Source organism: Arthrobacter sp. Bi26 (assembly GCF_918697925.1).
Taxonomy (GTDB): Bacteria; Actinomycetota; Actinomycetes; order Actinomycetales; family Micrococcaceae; genus Arthrobacter.
This window is the reverse complement of sequence record NZ_CAKKMF010000060.1, coordinates 1-19,742: the sequence shown is the minus strand read 5'-3', so window position 1 is coordinate 19,742 and position 19,742 is coordinate 1. Positions and strand designations below refer to the sequence as shown.

18 protein-coding genes, 1 tRNA gene and 1 pseudogene are annotated in these 19,742 nt (G+C 69.0%); 15 read left to right on the top strand and 5 right to left on the bottom strand.

Annotation, left to right across the window (positions count from 1 at the left end):
• Positions 1 to 5 precede the first annotated feature (5 nt).
• The 7 genes from LQV16_RS15715 to LQV16_RS15685 all read left to right on the top strand — a co-directional run bounded on the left by LQV16_RS15715 (position 6) and on the right by LQV16_RS15685 (position 7,497).
• Entirely contained in the window at positions 6 to 2,045 is a 2,040-nt protein-coding gene (locus LQV16_RS15715) for a bifunctional aldolase/short-chain dehydrogenase (RefSeq protein WP_229994835.1), read from the top strand.
• Between the two features lie 11 nt (positions 2,046 to 2,056).
• Entirely contained in the window at positions 2,057 to 3,571 is a 1,515-nt protein-coding gene (locus tag LQV16_RS15710; protein ID WP_229994848.1) for a rhamnulokinase family protein, read from the top strand.
• Positions 3,568 to 4,371, top strand: coding sequence for a (Fe-S)-binding protein (locus tag LQV16_RS15705; protein WP_229994834.1), 804 nt, complete (start codon positions 3,568 to 3,570; stop codon positions 4,369 to 4,371). The genes LQV16_RS15710 and LQV16_RS15705 overlap by 4 nt, the downstream gene beginning before the upstream one ends.
• A complete protein-coding gene (locus tag LQV16_RS15700) occupies positions 4,368 to 5,951 on the top strand; it encodes a LutB/LldF family L-lactate oxidation iron-sulfur protein (protein WP_229994833.1) in 1,584 nt (527 codons plus the stop codon). Before LQV16_RS15705 ends, LQV16_RS15700 begins: the two co-directional genes overlap by 4 nt.
• Entirely contained in the window at positions 5,948 to 6,586 is a 639-nt protein-coding gene (locus LQV16_RS15695) for an LUD domain-containing protein (protein WP_229994832.1), read from the top strand. Before LQV16_RS15700 ends, LQV16_RS15695 begins: the two co-directional genes overlap by 4 nt.
• A 154-nt stretch (positions 6,587 to 6,740) precedes the next feature.
• Positions 6,741 to 7,007, top strand: a complete 267-nt coding sequence (locus LQV16_RS15690) for a hypothetical protein (protein ID WP_229994831.1) — start codon at positions 6,741 to 6,743, stop codon at positions 7,005 to 7,007.
• A 304-nt stretch (positions 7,008 to 7,311) separates the two neighbouring features.
• The gene (locus LQV16_RS15685; RefSeq protein WP_229994830.1) at positions 7,312 to 7,497 is read left to right on the top strand and encodes a hypothetical protein; all 186 of its coding nucleotides are present in this window, start codon (positions 7,312 to 7,314) and stop codon (positions 7,495 to 7,497) included.
• Positions 7,498 to 8,151: 654 nt separating this feature from the next.
• On the opposite strand, the gene LQV16_RS15680 is transcribed toward LQV16_RS15685, so the two are convergent.
• Together LQV16_RS15680 and LQV16_RS15675 are read right to left on the bottom strand one after the other, a co-directional pair.
• Positions 8,152 to 8,625: a hypothetical protein gene (locus tag LQV16_RS15680; RefSeq protein WP_229994829.1), complete on the bottom strand. Its 474-nt coding sequence runs from the start codon at positions 8,623 to 8,625 to the stop codon at positions 8,152 to 8,154.
• A 396-nt stretch (positions 8,626 to 9,021) separates the two neighbouring features.
• Positions 9,022 to 9,111 (bottom strand) — tRNA-Ser (locus LQV16_RS15675).
• Between the two features lie 127 nt (positions 9,112 to 9,238).
• Here LQV16_RS15675 and LQV16_RS15670 point away from each other — a divergent pair.
• From LQV16_RS15670 to LQV16_RS15655, 4 genes are read left to right on the top strand one after another with little or no spacing between them, the layout of a single operon-like run.
• Complete coding sequence (locus LQV16_RS15670) at positions 9,239 to 10,291, top strand: dehydrogenase (protein WP_229994828.1); 1,053 nt, start codon at positions 9,239 to 9,241, stop codon at positions 10,289 to 10,291.
• A 3-nt stretch (positions 10,292 to 10,294) separates the two neighbouring features.
• Positions 10,295 to 10,693, top strand: coding sequence for a 6-carboxytetrahydropterin synthase (locus LQV16_RS15665; protein ID WP_229994827.1), 399 nt, complete (start codon positions 10,295 to 10,297; stop codon positions 10,691 to 10,693).
• Positions 10,694 to 10,702: 9 nt separating this feature from the next.
• A complete protein-coding gene (locus LQV16_RS15660; RefSeq protein ID WP_229994826.1) occupies positions 10,703 to 11,914 on the top strand; it encodes a glycosyltransferase family 4 protein in 1,212 nt (403 codons plus the stop codon).
• Between the two features lie 35 nt (positions 11,915 to 11,949).
• A complete protein-coding gene (locus LQV16_RS15655; protein WP_229994825.1) occupies positions 11,950 to 13,254 on the top strand; it encodes a crosslink repair DNA glycosylase YcaQ family protein in 1,305 nt (434 codons plus the stop codon).
• Between the two features lie 10 nt (positions 13,255 to 13,264).
• Here the strand turns inward: LQV16_RS15655 and LQV16_RS15650 are convergent, their stop codons facing one another.
• The gene (locus tag LQV16_RS15650) at positions 13,265 to 13,765 is read right to left on the bottom strand and encodes a nucleoside deaminase (protein WP_229994824.1); all 501 of its coding nucleotides are present in this window, start codon (positions 13,763 to 13,765) and stop codon (positions 13,265 to 13,267) included.
• 90 nt (positions 13,766 to 13,855) lie between these two features.
• On the opposite strand from LQV16_RS15650, the gene LQV16_RS15645 reads away from it, so the two are divergent.
• The 4 genes from LQV16_RS15645 (at position 13,856) to LQV16_RS15630 (ending at position 16,572) form a co-directional block, all read left to right on the top strand.
• Positions 13,856 to 14,719: a phosphatase PAP2 family protein gene (locus tag LQV16_RS15645; RefSeq protein ID WP_229994823.1), complete on the top strand. Its 864-nt coding sequence runs from the start codon at positions 13,856 to 13,858 to the stop codon at positions 14,717 to 14,719.
• Between the two features lie 12 nt (positions 14,720 to 14,731).
• The gene (upp, locus tag LQV16_RS15640) at positions 14,732 to 15,367 is read left to right on the top strand and encodes a uracil phosphoribosyltransferase (protein WP_229994822.1); all 636 of its coding nucleotides are present in this window, start codon (positions 14,732 to 14,734) and stop codon (positions 15,365 to 15,367) included.
• Positions 15,368 to 15,424: 57 nt separating this feature from the next.
• Positions 15,425 to 15,802, top strand: coding sequence for a glyoxalase superfamily protein (locus LQV16_RS15635; RefSeq protein ID WP_229994821.1), 378 nt, complete (start codon positions 15,425 to 15,427; stop codon positions 15,800 to 15,802).
• 89 nt (positions 15,803 to 15,891) lie between these two features.
• Positions 15,892 to 16,572, top strand: coding sequence for an HAD-IA family hydrolase (locus tag LQV16_RS15630; protein WP_229994820.1), 681 nt, complete (start codon positions 15,892 to 15,894; stop codon positions 16,570 to 16,572).
• A gap of 78 nt (positions 16,573 to 16,650) precedes the next feature.
• Here LQV16_RS15630 and LQV16_RS15625 read toward each other — a convergent pair whose 3' ends face one another.
• Together LQV16_RS15625 and LQV16_RS15620 are read right to left on the bottom strand one after the other, a co-directional pair.
• Complete coding sequence (locus tag LQV16_RS15625) at positions 16,651 to 18,753, bottom strand: glycosyltransferase family 39 protein (protein WP_229994819.1); 2,103 nt, start codon at positions 18,751 to 18,753, stop codon at positions 16,651 to 16,653.
• Positions 18,754 to 18,759: 6 nt separating this feature from the next.
• A pseudogene (locus tag LQV16_RS15620) lies at positions 18,760 to 19,742 on the bottom strand (glycosyl transferase); the annotation flags it as partial.

The following is a 19,742-nucleotide window of genomic DNA, read 5'->3' as shown; positions in this document are numbered from 1 at the left end:
GAGTTATGACTGAGAACAAGACTGTTGAAGAACTGATTGCCCGTTCCAACCGCCTCGGCGCGGACAAGCGGAACACCAACTTCGCCGGCGGTAACACCTCGGCCAAGGGCACCGAAAAGGACCCCGTGACCGGCGAGGACGTCGAACTCCTGTGGGTCAAGGGCTCCGGCGGCGACCTCGGCACACTGAAGGCCGGAGGCCTTGCCGTGCTGCGGCTGGACCGGCTGCAGGCGCTGAAAAACGTGTACCCCGGCGTCGAGCGCGAAGACGAGATGGTGGCCGCATTCGACTACTGCCTGTTCGGCTTGGGCGGCGCCGCGCCGTCGATCGACACCGCCATGCACGGCCTGGTCGATGCCGCGCACGTGGACCACCTGCACCCGGACTCCGGGATCGCCATTGCCACGGCGGCCGACGGCGAGGCGCTCACCAAGGAGATCTTCGGCGAGAAGGTCGCGTGGGTGCCGTGGCGGCGCCCCGGGTTCCAGCTGGGCCTGGACATCGCCGCGATCAAGGACGCGAACCCGCACGCGGTCGGCACCATCCTCGGCGGACATGGCATCACGGCCTGGGGCGCCACCAGCGAGGAAGCCGAGGCCAACTCGCTGTGGATCATCGAACAGGCCGAGCAGTACATCAAGGACCACGGCCGGGCCGAACCGTTCGGGCCGAAGCTGCCCGGCTACGCTGCCCTCCCGGAAACCGAGCGGCGGGCGAAGGCGGCCGCCCTGGCGCCCGTGATCCGCGGACTCGCCTCGACGGACAAGCCGCAGCTGGGGCACTTCAGCGACGACCCAGCCGTCCTGGAGTTCCTCGAAGCCGCCGAGCACCCGCGGCTCGGCGCCCTGGGCACGTCCTGCCCGGACCACTTCCTGCGCACCAAGGTCAAGCCGCTGGTCCTGGACCTGCCCGCCGACGCCCCGGTCGAGGACTCGATCGCCCGGCTGAAGGAACTCCACGCCGCCTACCGCGAGGACTACCAGGAGTACTACGACCGGCACGCGACCCCTGAGAGCCCCGCCCTGCGCGGCGCGGACCCGGCGATCGTCTTGGTGCCCGGGGTGGGCATGTTCTCCTTCGGGGCGAACAAGCAGACCGCCCGGGTGGCGGGGGAGTTCTACCTCAACGCCATCAATGTCATGCGCGGCGCCGAGGCCGTCTCCAGCTACGCCCCGATCGAGGAATCTGAGAAGTTCCGGATCGAGTACTGGGCCCTGGAAGAGGCCAAGCTGGCCCGGATGCCCAAGCCGAAATCCCACGCCGGCCGGATCGCCCTGGTGACCGGGGCGGCGTCGGGGATCGGCAAGGCGATCGCCACCCGTTTCGCCGCCGACGGCGCGTGCGTGGTCATCGCGGACCTGAACCTGGACAACGCCCGCGCGGTGGCCGCGGAACTCGGCGGCCCCGACGTCGCGATCGGCGTCCAGGCCGATGTCACCGACGAGGCCCAGATCGCCGCGGCCATCCAGGAAGCCGTCCTGGCCTTCGGCGGCCTGGACCTGGTGGTCAACAATGCCGGACTCTCCATCTCGAAGCCGCTCCTGGAAACCACGGAGAAGGACTGGGACCTTCAGCACAACGTCATGGCCAAGGGTTCGTTCCTGATGGCCAAGGCCGCCGCGCAGGTGATGATCGGCCAGGAAATGGGCGGGGACATCATCTACATCTCCTCCAAGAACTCCGTGTTCGCGGGCCCGAACAACATCGCCTACTCCGCCACCAAGGCAGACCAGGCCCACCAGGTCCGGCTCCTCGCCGCGGAACTGGGCGAGTACGGCATCCGGGTCAACGGCATCAACCCCGACGGCGTGGTCCGCGGCTCCGGGATCTTCGCCGGCGGCTGGGGCGCCAAGCGCGCCGCCGTCTACGGCGTGCAGGAAGAGGAGCTGGGCAAGTACTACGCCCAGCGCACCCTGCTCAAGCGCGAAGTCCTGCCCGAAAACGTGGCCAACGCCGCCGCCGTGCTCACCGGCAGCGAGCTCTCCCACACCACCGGGCTCCACATCCCCGTGGACGCCGGCGTGGCCGCGGCCTTCCTGCGATGAGCCTTCCTGCGATGGGCACCGTGCCACCAGCGGATACGGCACCAGCCAGCGGCGGCCTGTTCGCCGCCGTCGACATCGGCGCCTCCTCTGGCCGCGTCATCCTGGGCCGGGTCACGGGTAGTCCCGGTGGGACGAGGGCCGAGCTGGAGACGGTGCACCGCTTCCCCAACGGCGTCAAGGAGCTCGACGGCGGCCTCCGCTGGGACTTCGACGCGCTGTTCGCCGAGGTCCTCACCGGGCTCGCGGCCGCCGCCACGGCGGCCGCGGCCCGCGGCGAGCGCATCGCCAGCATCGGGATCGACACGTGGGCCGTGGACTACGGGCTGGTCAACGCCGCCGGCGAGCTCGTCGCCTCGCCGTTCAGCTACCGCGATGACCGGTCCCGGGCCGCCGTCGCCCCGGTCCACCAGGAACTCGATCCGGCCCGGCTCTACGCCACCACGGGGCTGCAGTTCCTGCCGTTCAACACCATCTACCAGCTCGCCACCGAGCCCGCACTGGAGGGGCTGCAGGCGCTGCTGATCCCTGACCTCATCGGGTTCCTGCTGACCGGCCGGCGCCGCACCGAGGCCACCAACGCCTCCACCACCGGGCTCTTCGACGCCGTCGCGGGGGAGTGGGCCACGGAGTTCCTGGCCGCCCTGGGCCTGCCCAAGCACCTGTTCCCGCCGCTGATCCAGCCCGGCGAGACCCTCGGCACCCTGCTGCCGGAGATCGCGGAACGGACCGGCCTGCCCGCTGCCACGGAAGTGGTGGCCGTGGGCTCGCACGACACCGCCTCGGCCGTCGCTGCCGTACCCGCGGGCGCCGGAGGTGATGAGGAGAAATTCGCCTACATCTCCTCGGGCACGTGGTCCCTGGTCGGTGTCGAACTCTCCCATCCGGTCCTGACCGAGGCCAGCCGGGCCGCGAACTTCACCAACGAACGCGGCGTGGACGGCACCATCCGCTACCTGCGCAACGTCGGCGGCCTCTGGTTGCTCAGCGAATGCCAGCGCGCCTGGGCCGCCGAAGGCTACCGGCCCGGACTTGAGGAACTGCTCGACGCAGCCGCAACTCTTCCTCCCGGCGGTCCCGTCATCAACGCCAACGATTCGTACTTTATCGCCCCCGACAACATGCCCGAACGGATCCGGGCCGCGGTCCGCAACACCGGCGCGGTCCTCCCGGAGCATCCCGCGCACATCGTGCGCTGCATCCTGGACAGCCTCGCCGCCGGCTACGCCCGGACCATCGCCGACGCCGAACGGCTCGCGGACGTCCGGGCCGGCGTCGTGCACATTGTGGGCGGCGGATCCCAGAACCGGCTCCTGTGCCAGCTCACCGCCGACGCGACCGGCAAGCCCGTCCTGTCCGGTCCGGTCGAAGCCACGGCCCTGGGCAACGTCCTGGTTCAGGCCCGCGCCGCCGGCGTGCTCGGCGGCGGCCTGGGCGAGCTGCGCGCCGTGGTGCGCGCCTCCCAGCAGCCGGCGGAGTACGTGCCCTCAACTGTGGCGGAACACCAGAGGGCCGGAGGTGCCCGGTGAAGATCGCACTCTTCGCCACGTGCATCGTGGACGCCATGTACCCGGCCACGGCGCGCGCCACCGTGTCCATCCTCGAACGCCTCGGCCACGAGGTCATCTTCCCCGCCGGGCAGGCCTGCTGCGGGCAGATGCACGTCAACAGCGGCTACTTCCGGGAGGCGCTGCCCGTCGTCGCCAACCATGTGAAGGCATTCGAAGAAGACGAGTACGACGTCGCCGTCGCACCGTCCGGTTCCTGCGTCGCCTCCGTGAAGCACCAGCACCCCATGGTTGCCCGCCGCTGCGGGGACGCCGGGCTGGAAGCCCGGGCAGCGGCCGTCGGACATAAGACCTACGAGCTCTCCCAGCTCCTGGTCGATGTCCTCGGCGTCACGGACGCCGCGGCACAGCTGGGCTCCTACTTCCCGCACCGGATCACCTACCACCCCAGCTGCCACGGCATGCGGCTTCTCCGGCTCGGCGACCGGCAGCTGGACCTGCTGCGCTCGGTGGCAGGCATCGAGGTGGCCGAGCTGCCCGAGGCCGAGCAGTGCTGCGGCTTCGGCGGAACCTTCTCGATGAAGAACGCGGACGTGTCCTCGGCGATGCTCGCGGACAAGACCGCCAACATCTGCGGCACCGGCGCGGATCTCTGCGCCGGGGGTGACGCCTCCTGCCTCCTGCATATCGGCGGTGGCCTGTCCCGCCAGGGCAGCGGCGTCACCACGATGCACTTCGCCGAGATCCTGGCCAGCACCCTCGAGAATCCCGCCGCCGTCACCGGCGACGTCCGCCTCACCACCGGAAGGACCGCACGATGAGCGGCACATTCCTGGGGATGCCGTCCCTGCCCGTCTTCGGCATCGGCAACCTGCACGAGCACGAGCCCTTCCCGAAGGCCGCCCGCCGCGAACTCGGCAACACCCAGCTGCGGGCAAACCTCGGCCACGCCACCCGGACCATCCGGGACAAGCGGCTGGCCGTCGTGTCCGAGCTCCCCGACTGGGAGGAGCTGCGCGAGGCCGGCCGGGCGATCAAGGAATCCGTCATGGCGCGGCTGCCGGAGCTGCTGGAGCAATTCGAGGCGAACTTCACCGCCCGCGGCGGGACCATCCACTGGGCCCGCGACGCCGGCGAAGCCAACGCGATTGTCGCTTCCCTCATCCGGGAGCAGGGCGCCGACGAGGTGGTCAAGGTCAAGTCCATGGCCACCCAGGAGATTGGCCTCAACGAGTACCTCGAGGAACAGGGGATCGCGGCGTTCGAGACCGACCTCGCCGAGCTCATCGTCCAGCTGGACCACGACAAGCCCAGCCACATCCTGGTCCCGGCGATCCACAAGAACCGCAGCCAGGTCCGGGACATCTTCCTGCGCGAAATGGAGGGCGTCGACCCGGAGCTGACCAACGAGCCGGCCCGGCTCGCCGCGGCCGCCCGGGCCCACCTGCGCCGCAAGTTCCTCAGCGCCAAGGTGGCCGTGTCCGGCGCGAACTTCGCCCTCGCCGACTCCGGCACACTCGCCGTCGTCGAATCCGAAGGCAACGGACGCATGTGCCTGACGCTGCCCGAAACCCTCATCACCGTCATGGGCGTGGAGAAGCTGCTGCCGGCGTGGGAGGACCTCGAGGTGTTCATGCAGCTGCTCCCGCGCTCCTCCACCGGCGAGCGGATGAACCCCTACACCTCGCTGTGGACCGGCGTCACGCCCGACGACGGGCCGCAGAACGTCCACCTGGTCCTGCTGGACAACGGGCGCAGCGCCGCCCTGGCCGACGAGATGGGCCGCTCAGCCCTGCACTGCATCCGCTGCAGCGCCTGCATGAACGTCTGCCCCGTCTATGAGCGCACCGGCGGGCACGCCTACGGATCCACCTACCCGGGACCGATCGGCGCCATCCTGTCACCGCTGCTGACCGGGATCACGGCGGAGGAGAACAACTCGCTGCCGTACGCCTCGTCCCTGTGTGGGGCCTGCTATGACGCCTGCCCGGTGAAGATCAACATCCCGGACATCCTGGTGCACCTGCGCGGTGAGGACGTGGACAGCAAACGGGGCAAGCGCGGGAAACGCGGGAGGGAGCGCCTGCCGAGCCAGATGGACCTGGGCATGAAGGCTGCCTCCTGGGCGCTGTCCTCTGGAAAGAACCTTGGCCTGGTCGAGAAGGCGCTGCCCCTGGGCCGGATCGCCGCCGGACCGGATAAGAAAATCACCAAACTGCCGGGCATCGCCGCCGGCTGGACCCAGAGCCGGGACATCCCCGCGCCGCCGGCACAGTCCTTCCGGCAGTGGTGGGACAAGGAACATCGGGCCCCGGCCGCCCCGACGGACCCAACCGGCACGGGCGACGCCGGTACTGGGAACGCCGGCACAGGATCCGCCGGTACAGAGGAGAACCCGTGAACGCGCGCGAAGAAATACTCGACCGGATCCGCTCGGCCCTCCGCGACGCCCCGGCCGTACCGGACGTGCCGCGCGACTACCGCCGCAGCTCCACCCTGGGCGAGGAAGAGCTCATCGAGCTGCTGACGGACCGGTTGGTCGACTACAAGGCGAACGTCTTCATCGAGGAGGCAGCCGCGGTGCCGCAGCGGCTCGCCGTGCTGCTCGAAGGCGCCGGCCGCTACGCCATTCCGCACGGCCTCGACCAGGCGCTGTTCGCTGAGGCGGACGCGCGCGACGGCGGCTCCCGCCGCGTCACCGACGCGCCCGGGCACCGGCTCAGCGTCGAGGAACTGGACAGGGTGGACGCCGTCGTCACCGGCAGCGCCGTGGCGGTCGCCGAAACCGGCACCATCGTCCTGGACGCAAGCCCGGACCAGGGCCGCCGGGTCATCAGCCTCGTCCCGGACCGCCACATCTGCATCGTGCGGGCCCGGGATATCACGGCGATCCTGCCGGAGGCCCTCCGCCGGCTCGACGGCACCCGCCCGCAGACCTGGATCAGCGGCCCCAGCGCCACAAGCGACATCGAACTCGAACGCGTCGAAGGCGTCCACGGACCGCGGACCCTGGACGTGGTGATCGTGCGCGGGTAGGGCGGTCTGTGTCGGTGACCAGCCCTGCTTCCCATGCAAACAAAGGGAAGCAGGGCTTTCCTGTTTGGCATGACGCGTCCTGGGGGAGTGCGGCAAACTCGATCATCCAGACGATACTCATGGTCTTCTCAGCCGGAAGTTGAACCATGGAAGCATGTACTTAGTCGATCCCAGAGCCTATGCACAGCACTTGATGCACCCTGGCACGTGGTTCCACAAGACGAGCCGCAGGCACGGGACCGCCCGGGACCGGCAGCCCACGCACTCCCGGCTGGACTATCTCGAGGCTGGCATGACGGGAACCGTCAGCACCGCCTACACGCGACGCAGGGCCAAGGAACTCGAGCAGGCATTCCGCAACGGAGACGTTTCCTACGAAGAAGCGTGCCTGGAGATGGAGCAACTCGACGGAGGGGTCTGAACGCTTGCCCGCGCTCGCCAGAACCGCACGTTTCCTCCGGTGCCGAACCTGTCGGGCAGATCAGGGCGGTTGTGGGCCCTCCATTCGCCCTGATCTGCCCCACAGCACTTCTCATCACCCTGGATCACGTCAATTCACGGTGGATTCCCAGATCGAGATATCCGCCGGAATGGTCACAGCTGCTCTGACGGAAGTGTCCGCGATGGTCACGGCTAAACGCCAGGACGAGGGTCCGCTACGATGACGCTATGAGCGCGCACCAACGCTAGCCCATTCGGGGCCGGCGACAATGGAAAGGCATTCCATGATGAAGCGCGCTCTGCCACATGCACTGTTCTATGTCTTCGGACACCGTGTCTGCTGTGGCACCATTCCTAGCTGGACCGCCCACGTCGGCCAGAAGTGGGACACCTTTGATGTCGCACCCTACAACCTCTACAACGTCATCTGGCGCGCTCAGAACTGGGTCTTGCAGAACTGCGACGACTAACCGATTCAGAGCGTTCTACCGGCGTAGGAACTGCTCCGGCACCTGTCATAGGTCCGGGGCTTTTCCTTGCCGCCAATTTAGCGCGGCTGTGCTGTTTCCCGTCCATGCCCGCACTTGTCGTAGCGGGCGGCGACGCTCGACGGAGCTGCGCGTTTTTGCCCGTGCCGAATCTGTCGGGCAGATCAGGGCGAATGCGGGCCCTCTATTCGCCCTGATCTGCCCCACAGCCGAACAACGCCCCGGCAGGCAAAGCAAAAGGCCCTGCTTCCCTTAGTTTGTAAGGGAAGCAGGGCCTTTTTATATGGTGGTGACGGTGGGATTTGAAACCTCTCCCGCGTCAGCACTGGCAAGGAAAACCGCTAGAATCCGGGGAATTACATCACCTGAGATCACGGCAATTCACACTAGATGTGCCCAAAGTGTGCCCGCCGGCGTCTAGTGGCAGTGGCAAGTGCAGTAGGGCGCAGGATCCCAAAACTCGTAGTCGGGCTCTAGCTCCTCGAATGGCGATCGGGCAGGGACTGCCAACAACTCATCTAGCATCCGACTCGTTGCCTCAACATCTCGCTTCACCACGCCTGGCACGATAGCCACCAGGAACGACAAACCCCCGCCAGTCGCGATGACTGGCGGGGGTTTCTCTGTGCGTGGTGGTTAGCGGACTATGTACGTCCGGCTGAACCGATAGCTGACCTTGCCGTTCAATGTGCCCTTGACGCGGACGACGTACTTATCGCCTTTGCCTTCCCATGCCTTGTGGGTGTCATGGTAACCGCCCGCGAAAATTTTACCGTTCAAGAACCAGCGGTATTCCAGCTTGGTGCCCGTGGGCCAGCCGTACTTATTCGCCCGCAGGACTGTTCCTGCGGTGACGTACACGGTAGATACACCGGCTGTGCAACTCGCGGTAGTTTCTGCACATGACGAGGGGCAGAAATTGAATTCCGGTGCACAGGTTGCGGCGCTCGCCGGGGCCGCCGCGGTGAGCGCTCCTGCTCCCAGGGCAACGGAAAGGACGGCAGCGGCTGCCGCTTTACGGAAGATCGATCGTTTCAATGCTGGCACGGTTCCCCGCACCTCCTGTCGGTGGTTGGCAGATAGTTTTTGGCTGCTGAACGCTTCCGACATACACCGTCTAAGGCGCCCCCAAGCATGAGTATAACCACACGGGCAACACTGGCATCAAGGGTGCCCGGCCTAGGCAGGCAGGAATCCGGGCGACCTGTTTGCCCAGCGGATGCCGCGCAGGTGTTCGGGGCACCGCCGGTATTCCTCAACGTCCCAGCCGGAATCAGTCACGCGCTCCACGTTGCCGGCAGGGATCCAAGCCCAATGCGCGTGCCGGCCATCGTCAGCCCAGCTCACAAGAATGTACGAGGGATTCCAGCGCTCCGCGACGGCAGACGCTCTAGATCACGCCGTATCTCTGGCGAATGTGCCCAAAATGTGCCCACCGGCCTAAATTGGGCAAAACAAAAGGCCCCGCTTCCCTTTGTTTATAAGGGGAGCAGGGCCTTTCTCATTTGGCGGTGACGGTGGGATTTGAACCCACGTTGGCTTTTACACCAAACAACATTTCGAGTGTTGCACCTTCGGCCGCTCGGACACGTCACCAACCTGACTAGGGTACCGGAGCAAGGCGCCCATCCACAAAACGAGCCACAACGGCACCCGCACCATGCAGCAAACGCGCGCGGCGCCCTTCCCCGCGAACAGCGCGGGCACTAGATTCGTAAGCACAATGACTACTTCTGAACGGCAGGCCACGGCCACCGCCTACTGGACCGTCGGCCCGGAACAAGGCGAGCTCCGCAGCGAGGACCTGCCCGCACCCGGCCCCGGGGAGGCGCTGGTCCGGACCCTGTATTCGGGCATCAGCAAGGGCACCGAGCTGGTGGTCCACCACGCCAGCGTCCCGGCGTGCGTCGCCGGGGCCATGGCCGCCCCCAACCAGGAGGGGGACTTCCCGTACCCGGTGAAATTCGGCTATCTCACCGTGGGGGTGGTCGAGGACGGTCCGGAGGGCTGGGCGGGTAAGACCGTCTTCTGCCTCTACCCGCACCAGGACCGCTTCATCGTCCCGGTCGAATCACTCACGGTGATTCCCGACGGCGTCCCGGCCCGCCGCGCGGTGCTGACCGGCACGGTGGAAACCGCCATTAACGGAATCTGGGAGGCCGGGCCCCGCTTGGGCGACCGCGTCGCCGTGATCGGGGCCGGACTCGTCGGCGGCATGGTGGCCAGGCTCCTGGCCGGCTTTCCGCTGGCGCGGCTGCAGCTGATCGACGTCGACCCCGCCAAACGCGCGTTCGCAGACGCCCTCGGCGTCGACTTCAGCCACCCCGACGACGCCCTCCCGGACTGCGACATCGTGATCCACTGCTCGGCCTCGCAGGAAGGCCTGCAGCGAAGCCTGCAGTTGGTGGGCGACGACGGAGACATCATCGAAATGTCCTGGTACGCCGACCGGAAGATCTCCCTGCCGCTGGGGGAGGACTTCCATGCCCGCCGCCTGTCCATCCGGGCCAGCCAGGTGGGGATGGTGGCCCGCGCCCGCCGGCACCGCCGCACCAACGCCGAGCGCCTCGCGCTCGCCGTGTCCCTGCTGCAGGACCCGGTCTATGACGTCTTCCTGACCGGATCCTCGACGTTCGAGGAGCTCCCCGGCGCTGTCCAGCGGCTCGCCGACGGGACCCTGGACGCCCTCTGCCACGTCATCGAATACCCGTCCGCCAAAGTCTCTTTCACCCCAGACCCATCCGCCCCAGCCCAGCCCACCAAAGCCGCGAGGTAGCCCGTGTTCAGCCTGACAGTCCGCCGCAACTTCATGATCGCCCACAGCCTTCCGCGCGAAGCCTTCGGCCCAGCCCAGGGCCTGCACGGGGCCACGTTCGTCACGGAGGTGACCTTCCGCCGTCGTGAGCTCAATGACGATGCGATTGTGCTGGACATCGGCGCGGCGGGGGACGTGGTGGACAAAGTCCTCGAGGGGCTGAACTACAAAAACCTCGACGAGCACCCCGACTTCGTCGGCAAGCTGAGCACCACCGAGGCCCTCGCCCGGTACATCGCCGACGCCGTCGCCGCGCAGATCCGCGTCGGCAACGACGGGCGCGAGCTCGCCGGGCTGGACGTCACCCTGCGCGAAACCCCCGATGCCTGGGCCGGCTTCTCGCTGGACTTCGACGCCCGCTAGGCGCCGCAGATGCCGCCGGCCAGCCCCCGCCTCCGGCTTGTGGTGCCCGGCAACGTCCGGCACAACTCCGGCGGCAACGTCTACAACGCGGCGCTCGCCCGGGAACTGACCGCCCTCGGCGCCGTAGTGGAAACCTGCCCGCTCGACGGCGACTGGCCGGGAGGCAGCGCGGGGGACCGGCGGCGCCTGGCCCGGCTGCTGAATGCGGAGTCCACAAACCCGGGTTCCGCGACTGGGTCCGTGATGGTGGTCGATAGCCTCCTCGCCTGCGGTGCGCCCGACGAACTGGAGGAGGCCGCGGCCGCCGGGCAGCAGGTCTGGATCCTGCTGCACATGCCCTTGCCGGACAATTCCGAGCGCGAACGCAGGGCCCTGCAGGCCGCGGCCGGTGTCATCTGCACAAGCGGCTCGGCCGCGGCGGGCATCCGTGCCCGGCACGGCCTGGACGGCATCAGGGTGGCCCTGCCCGGTACTGCGCCCGCCCCGTTGGCGGCAGGCAGCCTGTCCGCCGGCGCCGGCGTGCCGCACATCATCGCCGTGGCCGCATTGCTGGAGAACAAGGACCAGTCGCTCCTGCTGGACGCGCTCGCCCGGCTCACGGATTTGCCCTGGACGGCGTCCCTCATCGGCTCGGATACCGCCCACCCGGCATATGCGGCGCAGCTCCGGAACTCCGTGGAATGTCTGGGCCTGGCTGGGCGGGTCAGCATCCCGGGCGAGCTCCGGGGCCCGGCGCTGGAGGCTGAATGGGACGCGGCCGATCTCAGCCTGCTGATTTCCCGGGCCGAAACCTACGGCCTGGTGGTCACCGAATCGCTGGCCCGCGGCATTCCCGTGGTGGTGCGCGAGGGGACCGGAGCCGTTGAGGCGCTCGGCGCCGGCAGCCGGCCGAGCGCGCCGGGGCCGGACAACCGGCCGGACAACCGACCGGTCAGCCGACCGGACGTGCCGGTACCGGATACGCCGCTGCCGGGTGCCGCCGTCGGGCTCGGAACGGACCCCGCCCCGCTGGCGGACCTGCTCCGCCGCTGGCTGGGCGACGAAGCACTCAGGGAACGCTGGCGGGACGCGGCAGCGGATGCACGGGGCCGGTTGCCCGGCTGGGACGCCACTGCCCGGACCGTTCTGGAGCTCCTGTCGACGGAATCGACGGAATCGACCGAATCCCCGGAAACCGGCGACACCGGGAAACCGGTAGCCCAGGTTGATACGGCTTCTTGATACCGCTGGCAGAGAAGCTGTTGGAGAATGAGCCCATGAGCAGCCACCCTGTCGCCACGCAATCGCCGTCGGTAGAAGAGCCCGTCAATCTGCCGGAGCCGCAGACCCTGACTCCGGAGCGGCTCCGGGCGTGGGCCTGGCACCGGCAGGGCCTGGACGGCTCGCTGGCCGGCTGCACGGCGGAGCAGGTTCTGGCCCGGGCGGGCTGGGCCCGGTCCGTGGGCGGCGCCAACCCCTACCTCACGCTCTTCGCCCGCGCCGGCATCCGCCGCGAACAGGTGGACGCCGACGTCCTCGCCCACCGGATCCTGGAACTCCCCGTCGCCCGCGGCTGCACCTACGTCCTGGGCCGGGACGACTTCGCCTGGGCGCTGAAGCTGGGCAAGGACGCCGCCGAAGCCATCCGGGTGCTCGGCCGGCTGGGCGTGGAACGGGGCGAAATCACGCTCCTGGAGGAGCAGGTGCTGCACGTGCTCGCCGAGGCGGAGGGACCGATGGATCCGCGCCAGCTCAAGGAAGAACTGGGCGACTCGGTCCGGAACCTCGGCGAGGAAGGCAAGAAGAAGGGCGCGACCACCACGCTGCCCACCGCCCTGGGGATCCTGCAGGCGCAGGGCAAGATCCGCCGCGTCCCGGCCAACGGCCGCCTGGATCAGCAGCGCTACGCCTACGAGCCCTGGGGCTTGGCGCCCAGCGGCCTCGACGACGACGCCGCGCGCACCGAGCTGGTCCGCCGCTACCTGGGCTGGACCGGGGGAGCCACCTTCAAGCAATCGCAGTGGTTCACGGGGTTCACCGTCGCGCAAAGTAAGGCGGCGCTCGCCGCCGTCGGCGCCATCGAGGTGTCCACCGCGCTGCCCGAGGCCGGGGGCGACCCGCTGTGGATGCTGCCCGCGGACGTCGGTCGCCTCGCCGCGTTCGAGGGGCCGGCGGGGGAACAGATCCAGCTGCTCGCCGGAACGGACTCCCTGTTCCTGCTGCGGCGCAACGCGGCGGACCTGCTCGCGGAGGAAGACCAGCACAGACCGGCGCTGGGATCTCTCGCGCTGCAGGCCGATCTCCCGGACCACCCACTCCTGGACCGCGGCAGGATCATCGGGCTCTGGCAGTACGATCCGGCCAAGGGGAGGATCGTGCCCTGGCTGTTCCATGGCCCCACGCCCGCCATCACGCAGCGGATCGCCGAGGTGGAAGCCTGGATCCGCGAGGACCTCGGTGATTTCCGGGCCTTCAGCCTGGACTCGCCGGCCTCCCGCCAGAAGCGGATCGACGCGCTCGCGGCTTCTGCCGTAGCGGCAGCGTCATCGGCCGCCGCGTCATCTGCCGACGGCGCAAGCTAGCCGGAACGGATCAGGCGCGGTGCCCGGCGAAGAAATCCCGCAGCAGCGCGGCGCACTCCTGCTCACGGACGCCTGCAACGACTTCCACCCAGTGGTTGAGCCGGCGCTCTCGGAGGATGTCGAACACGGAACCCGCGGCGCCGGCCTTCTCGTCCCAGGCACCGAACACCACCCGCGGAATCCTTGCGAGGACGATCGCACCCGCGCACATAGCGCACGGTTCCAGAGTCACCACCAGCGTGCAGTCCTCCAGCCGCCAGCCGTCGTCGCCCTTGCCTTCCTGGGCACGGTACGCCCGCAACCGCGCGGCGGCCTCCCGGATGGCGACCATCTCGGCATGGGCCGTCGGGTCCCCCAGGGCCTCGCGTTCGTTTCGCCCGGTGCCCAGCACGGAACCGTCCGGTCCGATCACGACGGCGCCGATCGGCACGTCCGCGGTGGCCAGCGCCTTCCGGGCCTCCGCCAGGGCAAGGCTCATCCATTGGGCATGGCGGGGCTCAGGGGCAGTCATGGGTCAATGATAGTTTCGATCCTAAGCATGCTGTTCAGCTCTGCTGTTCAGCCCCAGTAGTTTATGTAGTCAAGTAGTCGGGAGACGGCCGTGACCACCGGAACAGAGAACTGGTTGGCGCATCGCTGGGGCAAATGGGTGGTGCCCTACGCGGCGCTGTGGATCACGATGCTCGTAGGCGGCGTGGTGGTGGTGATCCTGGCGCTGGTGAGTGCCGAGGTCTACGACAACGTGGTGGACGACGCCGGCCTCGCGAACCTGGACAAGCCGGCCCTGGCGTTCATGGAACAGTTGCGCAGCCCCGGTCTGGACGCCTTTATCACCGGGTTCACCAACATCGGCGGCGGCATCGGGATGCCCATCCTGGGCAGCATCCTGACGGCGTTGCTGATCTTCACCTCCCGGAGCTGGCGGCCGCTGATCCTGATCGGCGGCGCGGCCGCCGCGTCGGTGACGGCCACAACCCTGGGCAAGAAAATGATCGGCCGCGTCCGCCCGGACCATGCCGACGCGGTGCCGCCCTACGAGACTTCGCCGTCGTTCCCGAGCGGTCACACGCTGAACACCACGGTGGTGATCGCGCTCGTGGTGTACCTGGCCTGCCTGCAGATCAAACGGACCAGCGCCCGGATCGGCCTGATCGCCGCTGGTGTGATCTTCATCGTCGCGATGGGCCTCAGCCGGGTCTATCTGGGCCATCACTGGCTCACCGACGTGATCGTCGGCTGGGTCATCGGGCTGGCCTGGGTGGGGATTGTGATCATGGCGCACCGGTTCTTCCATGCGCTGCGGCGCCGGGAACACGCCGGGGACGCGCCGACCTTCGAGCATCCCGCCCACCTCCATAACGGTGCCGCCGGCCGCGGTGATGGCGCCGCCAGCGCCGCTGCTCCGGCCGACGCGAACGACGCCGATACCCCCGGCACTGCGGGACGGTCCTCCGCCTCCGGGTGATAGTTTTGACCCATGCGCACTCTCGTTGTGGACCACCCGCTGGTCGCCCATAAGCTCACCGTTCTGCGGGACAAGAACACCCCGTCCCCGGTTTTCCGCCAGCTTACCGAGGAGCTTGTAACGCTCCTTGCCTACGAAGCCACGCGTGACGTCCGCACTGAACCGAAGACCATCGAGACGCCCGTCAGCACCACCATCGGAACTTACTTCACCAAGCCAACCCCTCTGGTGGTCCCGATTCTCCGGGCCGGGCTGGGCATGCTCGAGGGCATGACCAAGCTGGTACCCACCGCCGAGGTCGGCTTTCTGGGCATGGCCCGCGACGAAGAGACCCTGGACATCATCACGTACGCCGAGCGCCTCCCGGAGGACCTCACGGACCGGCAGATCTTCGTCCTCGATCCCATGCTGGCCACCGGCGGAACCCTGCGTGAGGCCATCAAGTTCCTCTTCAAGCGGGGCGCCTCCGACATCACGTGCATCTGCCTCCTCGCCGCCCCGGAGGGCCTGGCCAAGCTGGAGGAAGAGCTCTCCGACTCCGACGTGACAATCGTCCTGGCCTCGATCGACGAGAAGCTCAACGAGAAGTCCTACATCGTGCCCGGCCTGGGCGACGCTGGAGACCGCCTGTACGGCATCGCCGGCTAGGTCCAGTTCGCCGGGGGTCCCTTCCGCATTGCCGCGGTCCGCGCTAGCGTGTGCGCCATGGATTGGAAACTTGAACTCGTGTTTGTGCCGGTGTCCGATGTGGACCGGGCCAAGGATTTCTATGTCAACAAGGTGGGCTTCAACGCCGACTACGACGAGCGGCCCATGGACGGCATCCGGTTCGTCCAGCTGACGCCGCCGGGCTCCGGCTGCTCGATTGCCATCGGCGAGGGCCTCAACGACGCCCCGCCCGGTACGGCTCCCAGCCTGCAGCTTGTGGTCAGCGACATCCAGGCCGCGCACAAGCAGCTCAAGGACAACGGCGTGGACGTCAGCGACGTCGACGTCCAGGACTGGGGGCACTTCGTCCACTTCGCCGACCCCGACGGCAACAAGTGGGCCGTGCAGTACATCCCCAACCGGCCCAACGGCTGATCCAACCCGGCTGCCCGTGGCGGCTTCGCTGCGGGCCGCTGGGGGCCGTGCGCCAGGGGTGAGCCGGGGCCATGCGGCAGGATAGAGGCATGAGCCTTCCAGCCCGTTCCAGTACTGCCACCCTGACCGCCCGCGCCGTCCTGTTCGACATGGACGGCACGTTAGTGGATTCCACCAGCATCGTGGAGCAGGTATGGACCACATTTGCGGGGCGCTACGGACTGGATATCGGCGAGATCCTGCGCTCCTCCCATGGTGTCCGGGCCATGGACACGGTCCGCAGGTTCGCCCCGGCCGGTTCCGACATCCAAGCCCTCGCCGCCGAACTGGGGCGGATGGAGCTGGCCGAGACCCGAGGGATTGTTCCGGTGCCCGGCGCGCCGAAGCTGCTGGCGAGCCTGCCGCCGGATGCCGTAGCGCTCGTGACGAGCGCTTCCAGGGACCTGGCCGAGGTCCGGATGGCTGCTGCGGGGATCCGCGTCCCTGCCGTCTCGGTCTCGTCCGAGGACGTTAGCCAAGGCAAACCCCACCCTGAGGGATACCTCCGGGCGGCGTCCCTGCTAGGGGTTGCCCCGGCCGACGCGGTGGTATTCGAGGACGCCCCGGCGGGCATCGCCGCGGGAATCGCCGCCGGCATCCGGACCGTGGCGGTAGGGCCCAACGCCGGCGAACTGCCGGACGGTGTCTTCCACATTCCCGACTACTCCGGGGTCTGCGTGACCACCCACGTCACCGGCGCCGGCCTGCGCGCCCTGTCCTTCACCTTCTAGGCCGCCCTTCGCCACGCCGCCCGGCGTACCGGCAAGGCCCGGCCTTTCGCCACTCCGCCCGCCGATCCTGCTGCCCGTCTAGCCTGCCAGCAGGTACACGCTGGTCCCGCCCACGGTCTGGGCGGTGAAATTGTCCTGCACCCACGCGGCAATCTGCCCGGCATCGTTGGAGCCACTTTCGCCCTGCATCATGCGGCCGGCGATGAAATAGTGGATCTTGCCGTCGGCCACGTACTGCTGGAACTGTGCCAGGGTGGGCGCAGGGTCCGTGCCGTTGAACCCGCCCACGGCCATCACAGGGAGCTGGGTTGCCAGCTGGTAGCCGGCGGCGTTGTTGGACCCGACGACGGCGGCAGCCCACGTGTAGTGGCCGGCGTCTGTCTGCAGCGCTGTCACGAGAGCCGCCGACGGCGTGCTCGCCCCGAGCAGGCCGCCAGCCGCGCCCGCTCCCGGACCGCGGCCGGCACCGCCGGTCCCTGTGCCAGCGCCGGCCGTACCGTTGACCGCCGTAGCACCGCCGAGCGACGGCGGCAGCCCGGCCCCGGACCGGCCGGACACTGCCGGCCCGGCACTGACGATCGAGCCGCTGTGGGCCGTGGACGCGGTGGACAGCGAGTACGCCAGCGGCCCGGCGAGGGCGGCGGCGACGGCGAGCGACGCCGTCGTCCGCGCCATGATCCTGGACGCCTTCAGCCCCGGTCCCTTGACCCCCGCGACCCCGTTGGTCCCCGACCTCTTGAATCCCAGCGCCGCGGCGGCCAGCACCAGCGCCGCGGCGGCGAGGGCGCCCAGCAGCGCCACCCAGCGCAGCCACGGCAGGTACGCCGCGGTGCGGCCGAGGAGTTCGGCGGCCATGGCCCCGGCCGCCACGATCGCCACGGCGAGGACGGCGGCCGCCACGGGCTGGTCCCGCCGCTGCCAGAGCAGGACGCCGCCGAGCCCGGCAAGCCCGGCGATCCCGGGCGCCAGCGCCACCCCGTAGTACGGGTGGATGATCCCGGCCATGAAGCTGAACGTCAGGCCGGTGACCGCCACCCAGGAGCCCCAGATGACCACTGCGGCCCTTACTGCGTCGGTGCGCGACGCGCGGCGGCCCAGCCAGAGCAGCCCCGCTGCAAGCAGCAGCACCGAGGGCAGCAGCCAGGCGATCTGCCCGCCGAACTCGCTGTTGAAGAGCCGGAACAGCCCGGGCGTGCCCCAGCCGTTGCTGCCGCCCACACTCCCGGTTTCGTCGCCGTTCAGCCGGCCCAGGCCGTTGTAGCCAAGGGTCAGTTCCAGGATGGAGTTGTTCTGCGAGCCGCCGATGTAAGGGCGGTTCGCCGCGGGAATGAGTTCGACGGCGGCCAGCCACCACCCGGCCGCGACAGCCATCGCCGCGCCTGCGCAGAGCAGGTGAAGGATCCGTCTGCCTGCCGTGGCCGGCGCCGCGAGCAGGTATGCCAGGGCGAAACCGGGGACGACCAGCAGGACCTGCAGCTGTTTGGTGAGGAACCCGAAGCCCAGCAGCACCCCGGCGAGCAGCAACCAGGGCAGGCGCGCGTCCTGGATGGAGCGCAACACGGCGTAGGCGGCCGCGGTCATCAAAAGCACCAGCAGGGCATCGGGGTTGTTGAACCGGAACATCAGCACGGCCACAGGGGTCAGCGCCATGACCGCACCGGCGAGGAGCCCCGCGCGGTGGGCCAGGCCGGCGTCGGCCGTGGCGGGGGCCGCGGCCCGGCGTACGGCCAGATAGAGCAGCCAGACCGTGCCGACCCCCATGAGCGCCTGCGGGACGAGGACGCTCCAGAAGCTCAGCCCGAAGATCCGCACCGACAGCCCCATCACCCACAACGACGCCGGCGGCTTGTCCACGGTGATGGCGTTGGCGGCGTCAGAAGAGCCCAAGAACCAGGCCGCCCAATCCTGCGACCCCGCCTGGGCCGCCGCGGAGTAGAACGCGTTCGCCCAGCCGGAGGCTCCGAGGTTCCACAGATACAGCACGGCCGTGGCCAGTAGCAGGACCGCGAGTTCCAGCTGCCGTCGCAGCTGCCGGGCGCCAGGGACGGCGCGCTGGCCGCCGGCCGCCCGGGGCTCCAGGGGCCGGCGCCGCCGCTCCGGGACTTGCGGCTGCGGCGGGCCTGGCGTGCGGGCCGGTCCCGCCGGCACTGTGTCGGGGTGGGAGCTCAGGGTGTCAGTCATGGCGGCCTATGCTCCCAGCTTGTAGACGGTGGTGCTGCCCACCGTCTGGGCCTGGTAGTTGGCCGCGACCCAGGTGGCGACCTCGGAGTTGCCCCCGCGGCCCCCGCCCATGCCGCCCATGCCGCCGGAGACGAAGTAGCCGATCTCGCCGCGGTCCACCATTGCCTGGAACTGCGCGAGCGTGGGGTAGGGGTCGCCGCCGTTCCAGCCGCCGAGTGCAATCACGCTGGTGCCGGTGGCGAGTTCCAGGCTCGCGGCTTGGGTGGCGCCGGAGACAATCGCGGACCACTTGGTGCCCGAGGACTTCAGCAGCGCTGTCAGCTCCGCCGAGGACGTTTCCCCGCCGGGGCCGCCATCAGCACCGTCACTGCCGGCCCTGCCGGCTGCCCCGAAGCCGCCGCCCATCGCGGACGCGGTGGGACCGGACGTGGGGATCGAACCAGAATGCGGCTGGGCCACGGTCGACAGCGTCCAGGCGGTGCTCCCCAGCCCGCCGGCGAGCAGCGCCAGGATCACGACGCCCGCCGTGGCGGCCTTGCGTAACCGCGCCGGAAGCGCCGCCATGCTGTCCGCCCGCAGCAGCAACGCCGCGGCCGCGAGCACGCCCAGGACCACCGCGATCACCCGGAGCCCGGGAAGCCAGGCCGGATCGCGGCCCAGGAGCACGGCAGACCAGACCGATGTGGCCAGTACCGTCACGGCCAGGACGATCCGTGCCGGCCAGTAGGCCCGGCCCCGCCACAGTTCCACGGAACCGATGCCCGCCAGGGCCGCGATCGCGGGGGCCAGCGCTACGGCATAGTACGGATGCACGGTGCCGCTCATGAAGCTGAAGATTCCGGCCGTGATGACCAGCCAGCCGCCCCACAGCAGGAGCGCCGCACGGGTTTTTGAGGTCCTGGCCTCGCGCCGGGTGAACCACAGCCCGGCGGCCAGCAGGATCAGGGCTCCCGGCAGCAGCCAGGACACCTCGCCGCCGAAACTGGTCC